The organism is Pseudomonas sp. SDO5215_S409 (assembly GCF_054071325.1).
Genome location: NZ_JBSVWN010000103.1, coordinates 1 through 8,218 on the forward strand (window position 1 = coordinate 1; position 8,218 = coordinate 8,218).

Annotated in this window: 6 protein-coding genes; 3 read left to right on the forward strand and 3 right to left on the reverse strand. The window is 53.5% G+C overall.

Annotated features, from left to right (window positions below):
• Positions 1-58 precede the first annotated feature (58 nt).
• On the forward strand, positions 59-514 hold the full coding sequence (locus ACW9H9_RS27780; protein ID WP_457346564.1) for a three component ABC system middle component: 456 nt from the start codon (positions 59-61) through the stop codon (positions 512-514).
• Positions 511-2,505, forward strand: coding sequence for a DUF3732 domain-containing protein (locus ACW9H9_RS27785; protein WP_330758357.1), 1,995 nt, complete (start codon positions 511-513; stop codon positions 2,503-2,505). The genes ACW9H9_RS27780 and ACW9H9_RS27785 overlap by 4 nt, the downstream gene beginning before the upstream one ends.
• Positions 2,506-2,812: 307 nt before the next feature.
• On the opposite strand, the gene ACW9H9_RS27790 is transcribed toward ACW9H9_RS27785, so the two are convergent.
• Together ACW9H9_RS27790 and ACW9H9_RS27795 are read right to left on the reverse strand one after the other, a co-directional pair.
• Positions 2,813-4,192, reverse strand: coding sequence for a DUF6035 family protein (locus tag ACW9H9_RS27790; RefSeq protein WP_330758358.1), 1,380 nt, complete (start codon positions 4,190-4,192; stop codon positions 2,813-2,815).
• Between the two features lie 121 nt (positions 4,193-4,313).
• Positions 4,314-5,066: a HEPN domain-containing protein gene (locus ACW9H9_RS27795; protein ID WP_457346565.1), complete on the reverse strand. Its 753-nt coding sequence runs from the start codon at positions 5,064-5,066 to the stop codon at positions 4,314-4,316.
• Between the two features lie 133 nt (positions 5,067-5,199).
• On the opposite strand from ACW9H9_RS27795, the gene ACW9H9_RS27800 reads away from it, so the two are divergent.
• The gene (locus tag ACW9H9_RS27800; RefSeq protein ID WP_457346566.1) at positions 5,200-6,447 is read left to right on the forward strand and encodes an RES family NAD+ phosphorylase; all 1,248 of its coding nucleotides are present in this window, start codon (positions 5,200-5,202) and stop codon (positions 6,445-6,447) included.
• A gap of 398 nt (positions 6,448-6,845) precedes the next feature.
• Here the strand turns inward: ACW9H9_RS27800 and ACW9H9_RS27805 are convergent, their stop codons facing one another.
• Complete coding sequence (locus tag ACW9H9_RS27805; protein WP_457346568.1) at positions 6,846-7,973, reverse strand: DUF3800 domain-containing protein; 1,128 nt, start codon at positions 7,971-7,973, stop codon at positions 6,846-6,848.
• Between the last annotated feature and the right edge of the window lie 245 nt (positions 7,974-8,218).

Below are 8,218 nucleotides of genomic sequence, written 5' to 3' on the forward strand. Positions count from 1 at the left end.
CCTGCCTGACGGCAGGCCGTTACCGGCCCGCACACAAAAAATCTGACAGTCCCTGAATATGAATGCCGCCGACCATATTTACACGCTGCGCCGGACGCCATTTGCCCTCGCGCCGATAATCCACTCCTTTTACGATCACTGGGATCCGACCGAGAAAGATATCCTGCTGAGCTACTTAGTTTTGCCCCTGATCACCTACAAGCCGCTTCACAAGTTTCTGCACTACGCAGGGATAAATAGCTCGATCCGCACCTTGATGCAGGAACCTAGCCGGATTCTCGGTTTGGAGTCGCGCATTCAGGAGTACAAACCGATCACCAATGCTTCCCTGCTCATCCTTACCTCGGAGCAGAGCATCAAGATCAACGAAGATATGTCGGTGGCTCCGCAAGGCAAAATCAGGGCGGAAAATGCCGACGCCCAGTTGTTGAAATACGCTCGAAAGCTCGCAGTGGTGTTTACGGGTGAAAATGTTTTTTCTGTTTATAGGTCATTGGGGCTGAAATCGCTATGAATTGTTATGTACGATATATCGGCGTCGTAGACAAAGATAAAAGACTTCACAGTGTGGAGTTCACCCGTGGCCTCAATATCATCACTGGTAAATCGTCTACCGGGAAAAGCGCTATTCTGGAAATCTTTGACTACTGCTTGGGCAGCAGCGAGGACACTATTCCGGATGGTAAGCTGACTGAGCGTGGCGATACCTTTTTCACCGTTCTGCAGTTCCCGAGCCTGACGCTTGTGGTGGCACGCGCAGCGGCTTCTAAACGTTGCTTCCTGCGTGAGGTTACCGGGCCAGAGGCAGATAATGTCCTAGAGCTTATGGGGCATGTTAAATACTTCTTTGACGATCGTTTTTACATCCATAAGGATGCCTTCCTAAAGAGTCTCGGAAAGTACTTTGGTGTAACGCTAGAGAATATTGACAAAGACCCGATGTACAAAGAGGTAACGGGTAGCAAGGGCGCCACGCCATCAGTGCGTAGCTTCCCGTCGTTTATGCTTCAGCACCAGAATCTGGTAGCGAACAAACACGCTATTTTCTACCGGTTTGATGAGAAGGTTAAACGGGATCAGGCCATCGACCACTTCAAGATATTCATGGGTATCGTGAAGGAAGAGTATTTTGATATCGCCAAGGATCTAACCGAAGCGGCGTATGAGCTTCGTCGGGTTGAGCTGAAAATTCCCAAGGACGAGAAAGTCAGGGAAGAGACCGTTGGGAAGTTCGAGAAACTGCTCACGGAGTACCAGGCCCTCGCGGGAGTTCCCCTGTTCGATATGACGGCTGATGAGATTTTCATCAAGCCAAGTCAGGCGCTCAGGTTGATGAAAGGCACCCCAGTCACCGTGGATGGGCTCGCCGATGATTACGAGAAGACGCTCAACTCGCTGCGTGACCAAAAGGCAAAACACTTGGCCGACCTTCGTTCGGCGATCGGTCGACTCAATCTACTTGAGCGATCTGTTGAGCAAGCGAAGGGGATTGGTGCCTCGTATGCCTCGCTGACGATTCCCCGCTCCACGAATCTTGAGCACGCGTTCTGCCCAGTGTGCGAGTCTCACTCCGATATCCCGGAGGATCAAGCCAACAAGCTGACACAGGCCATCGAGTGGCTGAACACTGAACTGAAGCTTTCGTCGTTTGCGCGGGAGAGCCTGGGGCAGGAGAGTCGCGACCTGAGGAAAGATATCAAGGACTTCCGTCAGAGGCTCAAAGAAGTCCAGACCTCCCTCAAGCCTTTTGAAGAGCAGGAAAAGCGACTGGCCCAGGCCAGCTCTTTGGAGGATGCTCCGAAGAAAACGAAGCTGCTGCTTGAGATCGAAATCGACAAGTTCATCGAAAACCCGCCTTCTGACTTGAAGAAGATGAAGGATTATTGGGAGGCGCAGGTTAAGAAATACCAGGCCCAGCTTGATGAGTATGATGTTGATATCGAGCTGGACAGGCTGGCGAGAGACATCAACAAAAAAATGAAGGAGCTTGGTCAGAAGTTTCACTTCGAAGAAACGTACAAGACGGGGTCTCTGAAGTTTGACGTAAATAGCTTCGACTTGTGGCATGAGAAGGAAGCCTTCAAAAAAGTTTTCCTCAGGTCTATGGGAAGTGGTGCAAACTGGGTTTACTCGCACCTTACCTTGTTCATGGCACTGCACTATCAATTTGCTGCCAGGGCCGATAAGTGCAAAATTCCGCCGATTCTCTTCCTTGATCAACCTACACAGGTTTATTTCCCTTCCAAGGATGATGGCCAGGTATTTGTGGCTGATAATTTAAGGCCTGATGACACCAAGGGTGTCGCATTGCACGACGACATCGATGCGGTATCGAACATGTTTACTCAACTTGCTAAGTTCTGTGATGATACTGCAGTGCAAACTGGTATGAGGCCACAGATTATCGTTTGTGATCACGCTGACGGACTCGATCTCGGGGAAGGTTATAATTTCGGTGATTTTGTGAGGCAGCAGTGGCGTACGCGTGGTTTTATCGCTGACTGACTTGCGGCTTTGAAATGTTTTCTCACAAACTGAAGTTTTAGAGACTTCAGGTAACGCCTCCGGCGTACCCATCTGCGAAGCCCGGCCTGACTGCTGGGCTTTGTTGTTTCTGCATTCCTTTATGATCCAACGGGGCAAGGCGACTGATCCATTGTTGGACGCATACTTGGCCATGGAGATTGGCCTGTAAAGGTTGGTGGTCGTTTGATTGCGCAGCGCTTACCCCCTGTGCAGTGTGAATGAAGGAAACGGCTATGGATCTGGTTCGTCAAATGGAGCGCTCGCGTATCGCGCTGCTGTTCGCTGGTTACCAATCCCTGGCCTGGGCCAGCTTTTCGGTGATCTCAGGAACGAGGAATGCAATCAGATGGTTGAGGCTGGGATCCTGCCGGAAGGCTTCGTCATGGTTCCTCATGCCTTCCTTGATGACCTCAATGCGCCGAAGCCACGTACCCTTGGTGTCCTGCTCCTTCAGCAGCTTCTCGGTATCACAGAGTTTGAGCGCCCAGCCAAACGGGTAGAGGTACTGTTTGTAGTGGTCGAACGCAGTATTGGCAACGTTCAGCAAGCGCGGAAGGTTGTAACCCACAGGCCGGCCAAGGCGGGCGCTAAGCACAAGTGAAATCGCTCCATGAAATTTGCCCGTGCGGTAGTCCGTCGGCAGGTGCAGGCGCGGTATAGCGACGCGCATCTTTTCCCGTAGGATCACCCAGGCGGCATCCGTTTCCCTGCAGTCATTCGGGGCATGCTCGAACCAGAAGTCATAGAACGCCTGGCGGGCTTTCGAGATATCTAATGAACTCTCCAGCTCGGCACGAATGGCATCGTAGTCCTTGAAGAACACCTTCTGCGCCTTGGAATCTACATTCAGTTGATCAAGGAAAACCTCCTCCATCACCCACTCGTTGATGATCGTCTTGCCTCTCAGGTGCGGTACCGCATACCAGCAATCCATGGCCATACGTTTCGCCTGCCGCGATCGCTCCAGCGTTGCCTCGTTCACGATGAAAACGTTGTGGTTGTTCAGGTAGAAGATGTCTTCCTCGGAGGTGCGGGTGACGGTCGGATCGAAGCTCTGGAAAACCCAGACCATGCCGCCGTTGTTCATCCGGTAGAACTCGCGGCGGCCTACGATCTCGGTCAGATAGGTGGTCGAGAGCTGCACTTCGAATGCCAGCCGCTGGCCGGCGTGTTCAACCTGGACATCCGGCTTGCGCCATTGTGCTCGGTCAGCGAGTCGCATGCCTTTCCAGACAGCTTCCACTTGCGGCTCACTGCATTTTTCATCAACGAGCAGGCTGTCGCGAATGATGCCTTTGAGCCTGAGGTGGGCAGAGCTTTCCTTCGCAGCGTTGTACTTGATGCAGTTGATCTGCTCAGCGCTGAGCTGACCACGTGTGGAGATCGAACACTTCTGCTCGATCTCTTCGCGGGGATGGTGGCGGAAGTGAAAGCGTCGACCCTTGGTGCGTACCAGGATCACCGGCGCCGAGCACAACTGGCAGACCAGCCAGGGTTCTTCAGGATTGCGTGCATACCGGCTGGCCAGCTCGGCCCGGTCTTTGATGACCAGGCCCAGCTCGCGGCTCAGGAACACCTGCAGGTTGATGTGTTCACCGGTCTCCATGTCGAGGATCTCAGTGAGGAGCATGGTGTCGGTGGGCTGTGCGATTTCATGGGTGAACATACGGCTTCCTTACGTGGGATGTCCTAACCAGCTTCCGGAAATCAGCGAGCCGCTGCCACCGAACCCTTTACACTTACTCGCACCCTTGATTCCGCCTGGTCAGCGTCCACTGGCGCGCCATCTAGAAATCAGCGGACTCTCGTTCGCAGGCGGCATTGTCGATCCTGGATTTCAGCTCTTCAGCAAATTCACGAATGGTGCGGATTGCCTGCTTGACCTCTTCCGTGGTGAGCTTGATCGGCTGATCGTCGACGGTCTTGCCGTTGCGGTGGATGATGTCATGGCGTTTGCTGCAGATGCGACCGATCTCGCCCACCTCCAGGCTATCCATGTGCTTACCAAACATCGCGCCCAGCACCTCTTTCACTGTCCCGACGTTGTGCAGCGTCAGCTCCTTCAGTGTGGTGAGGACAATGCTCTCCACGAGCTTGGGCTGCTCGGCAACATCCTTGAGGTTGATCGTTCGCGCACTCAGCTTCCGGTACCCGGCCACCAGATTGATCAGCAGCCTCTTGTCACTCACGACAAGCTTGCAAACGACGGAGCTGATGAGCGCTTCCATCAGGGTGACGGCATGGGCATACACGAGCTTGTTAAGCGTGTCGGTGTGCTGCTCGCTGCTGCCAAGCGTCAACAGACTGGATGCGTTCGCAAGCTCTTCGGGGAACTTGAGGAAAAACTCACTGTGCGTATGCCGATTCAGCCATTGGAACTCAGCTTCTTCCTCTTCCGCGTCAAGCATGGCCGAGTATTCGGCGGCCAGCTCCTCCCAGCTTTCATCATCCTCGTCGATGTCGAGGTCATATACCTGTTTGACCCACTCAATGCAGCCTTGCTGTTGCAACTCGAAGAAGTGTTCCTTGACGCTGCTCATACGATGTCCTGTCCTGTGACGTTCATGGAGTTTTGTCGCTGTGCATGTAAGCTCAACCAGTCACGCAATGGATCGGCAAATTAGGTGTTGGTCTGCGCATGATCATCGGCGATCATGCTGAGTTTCTACGTACTTGTACTTTGCCACCATTATGCGAAAGGACGATGAGCACGCGATGGCTGAAAATGTAAATGTGTGTTCCGAGTGCGTGTACGACCCTTTCCTGGTCGAGCAGATCCGCCTTAAAGGGTGCGTCGTTGCATGCGGATTGTGCAACTCGACGCGCACGTGCTGGCCGCTCAGGGAGATCGTTTTCTACGTCGAAGGTGCGCTCGATAAACACCTTTGTGTAGGAACCCATCGTCACGTCGATAGCGACAACACCACCACCGTCTCGCACGGCGAAAGCGCCGAGCACTGGATCAGCTTGATGTTTGGCAGCGCAGCCGGTGAGCTAATCGTGGGCGCTGTATGCAGCAACCTGAAGTACTTCCAGCGCGACGGAAAATACCTGAAGCGGCCTCACACGCATGGTCACATTGGTTTGAAGTGGGGCGAGTTCGAGGAAGGCGTAAGGCATGGCAACCGCTTCTTCAACAAGCACGCCAGAGAGTACTTGGACTGGCTTTTCGAAGGGGTACACACGTACTCTGCAGAGTCGGAATCGCTGGCTGTGGTGCGCGTGCTTACTCCTGAACACGCTTTACCCATCTACCGTGCCCGAACCTGTATGACGCCCGCAGGTGTGCAAGAAATCAACGCCGATCCTGCGATCCAGCTCGCTGCACCGCCGAGGGCGCTGGCGGGCGAGGGTCGAATGAACCCTGCTGGCGTACCGGTATTTTATGGTGCTTTCGAGCGTATAACCTGCGTGGCTGAGCTCCGGCCTCCGGTAGGTGGCACTGTCGTCAGCGGGGAGTTCAGGTTAACCGAACCGGTCAGCGTGCTGGACTTTAAACGATTCGAGACAGCCGATCTTGGGCCTGAGCCGAGCGTCTTCGATCCCGACTACTTCCTGAAGTCCGGGCGCAGGGAGTTCCTGAAATACCTACACGATATGATTACCGCGCCAGTTCCCCCTGGGTCGGAAAGGAACTATCTAGTGTCGCAGTTCATCGCCGAATACTTGGCCACCTGCGTAGAGCCATGTATCGACGGCGTAATCTTCAAGTCGGTTCAGGATCCCTCAGGAAGCAACATCGCCCTGTTCTCGCATGCCGTCTGCGTAGAAACGGCATTGCAGTGGGAGTTCCAGGGTAGCGTAGGAGTTCGGGGGCCAAAACAACGTGCAGCCCCTCGTATCGAATATGTGAACGGAAGCCTCGTTCAGCACGTTATCGACGCAGTGAAATACTTCCCCATTGATAAGGCCGTCGTATAGAGGGCCCAAGCTAGTGAGAGCTTTTAGCCGGGCCACTTAACGGGTAGAGGAGGCTGACGCTGATTCAACAGGCAAGTCGACTTTCGGGCGGATCTGATCGAGATGCCGACCCCGAAGGTTTCGGCCAAACCGGAAAAAATCCTTTCCTTCGCACTCTGCGCGAAGTCGTCGCGAGTGGAGGCGAAAATAGAAGCCCTGGAGCCGCGAACCTCCGGGGCTTTGTTTTTCTACTCGGCACCACGTACGCAATCAACATGTCTGCCATTCCAGGACTCAATTCTAGTCCTAGGGGAAGTATGTCGCTCCATGCTCCAACAGTTTTCAGGGTGGCACCCAGCTTCATGAATGCGCGCTCACTGGACTCTTTGCTACCTAGTTTCCTGCCCTCCTTAAGCTGTCTATGCCGCAGAGTACGGCGAAAATCTCAAGCTGCGCCCCATGTTTGCAATTGCCTCCGGCATTCCCTCCGTAAGGCTCAATCCTTGCATCGCACGCTGATGCAGTTGATGTAGCACAAGGGTATTAAGCTGGGAGCGCTGAGACCTGAGTCTGAGCTCGTCCGTGTCCGGTACGACGCTGCCGTAGTGTGCTTGGCGGGCGATAATGTGTCGCCAACGGTCAGAGGCCTCATCTCGTGCTCCGGAAAAAACGTATACGGCCGCTGCGGCTATGGCATCAGCGATTTGGATACCGTGGGTATCATGCGAGGACGCGAACTCTATTGGGCCAGACAGATTGAATGTGATGGGATGCTCCTCGCCCCCAAAATCAGATGTAATCTTTTGGGTGTTACCGACCATCGCATTGAAGAGCTTTTGGTTGTGCAGCAGCGGTTTTGAGTGATCACACACTGCCGTAAGCACAGCATGCTCGCTTCCCCAGTTTGCCAAGAGGGTATAGAGGGCTGTGTTGGTTAGATCTAGCACCCACTTGCCCGTTTCGCCGTTAGTCAAAGACTCCAGTTCGCTCCGGATATCCTGGTGCCGGACTTGGGCAAACTCACGAATCAGCCTGATGGTATCGGAATGCTCCGCGACCGCAGAGGAGGAAAAAATAGTTTCGAGGTTTTGCCCCGTGCCTTCCCGCATTAGGCTTTCGAACTCAGCAAAAAGCTCTTCCGCGCCTGCGCCTCGTGCGGTGAACTCCATGTAGAGCACGTTTGCGATGAAACGGTGGAAACCTATTCCATAGAAAATGGAATTGATACTGGAGTAGCAGGGTTCAAAAATATACTCATGAAATTTCCCCGCGAGGGCAAATTTCTTGTCAGAGATGGAGATCTTGATTCGGCCATCGAAAGCATCCAATACCTCTGTAATGACCTTCCTGCCCTTCGAAAACTTCACCAGATTGGCGCCTTTTAGCTCGCCACCTTGAATGTTGTACTTTTTGGTCAGTTTCTCAACCAACGCTCTTGCCTCGTCGTCGTCAGTAGCAACCGAGGCGTAAGCAAAGTAATTTTGCCTGGGGTGTAGAAGGTTGTTTCCGGTAAAGCCTGATTCATCGAAGTAGATCTTTTGCGACATTTCATGTTCCTTATGTGGGGATGTCGACGGCCGCTGACAGCAGCGCATGAGGGGCATATGCGGGAGAAAAACTCCAAACCTGCAGTGGTGGTTACCTAATGGTTCGGGGAATTCTAAACTCTGGAGGCAAGGTAGTCGCACTATCTTGTATCAACTGACGAGCATGGACGGTGTACTGTAAAAAGCGGAATGGGACTGTCAGATTTTTTGTGTGCGGGCCGGTAACGGCCTGCCGTCAGGCAGGC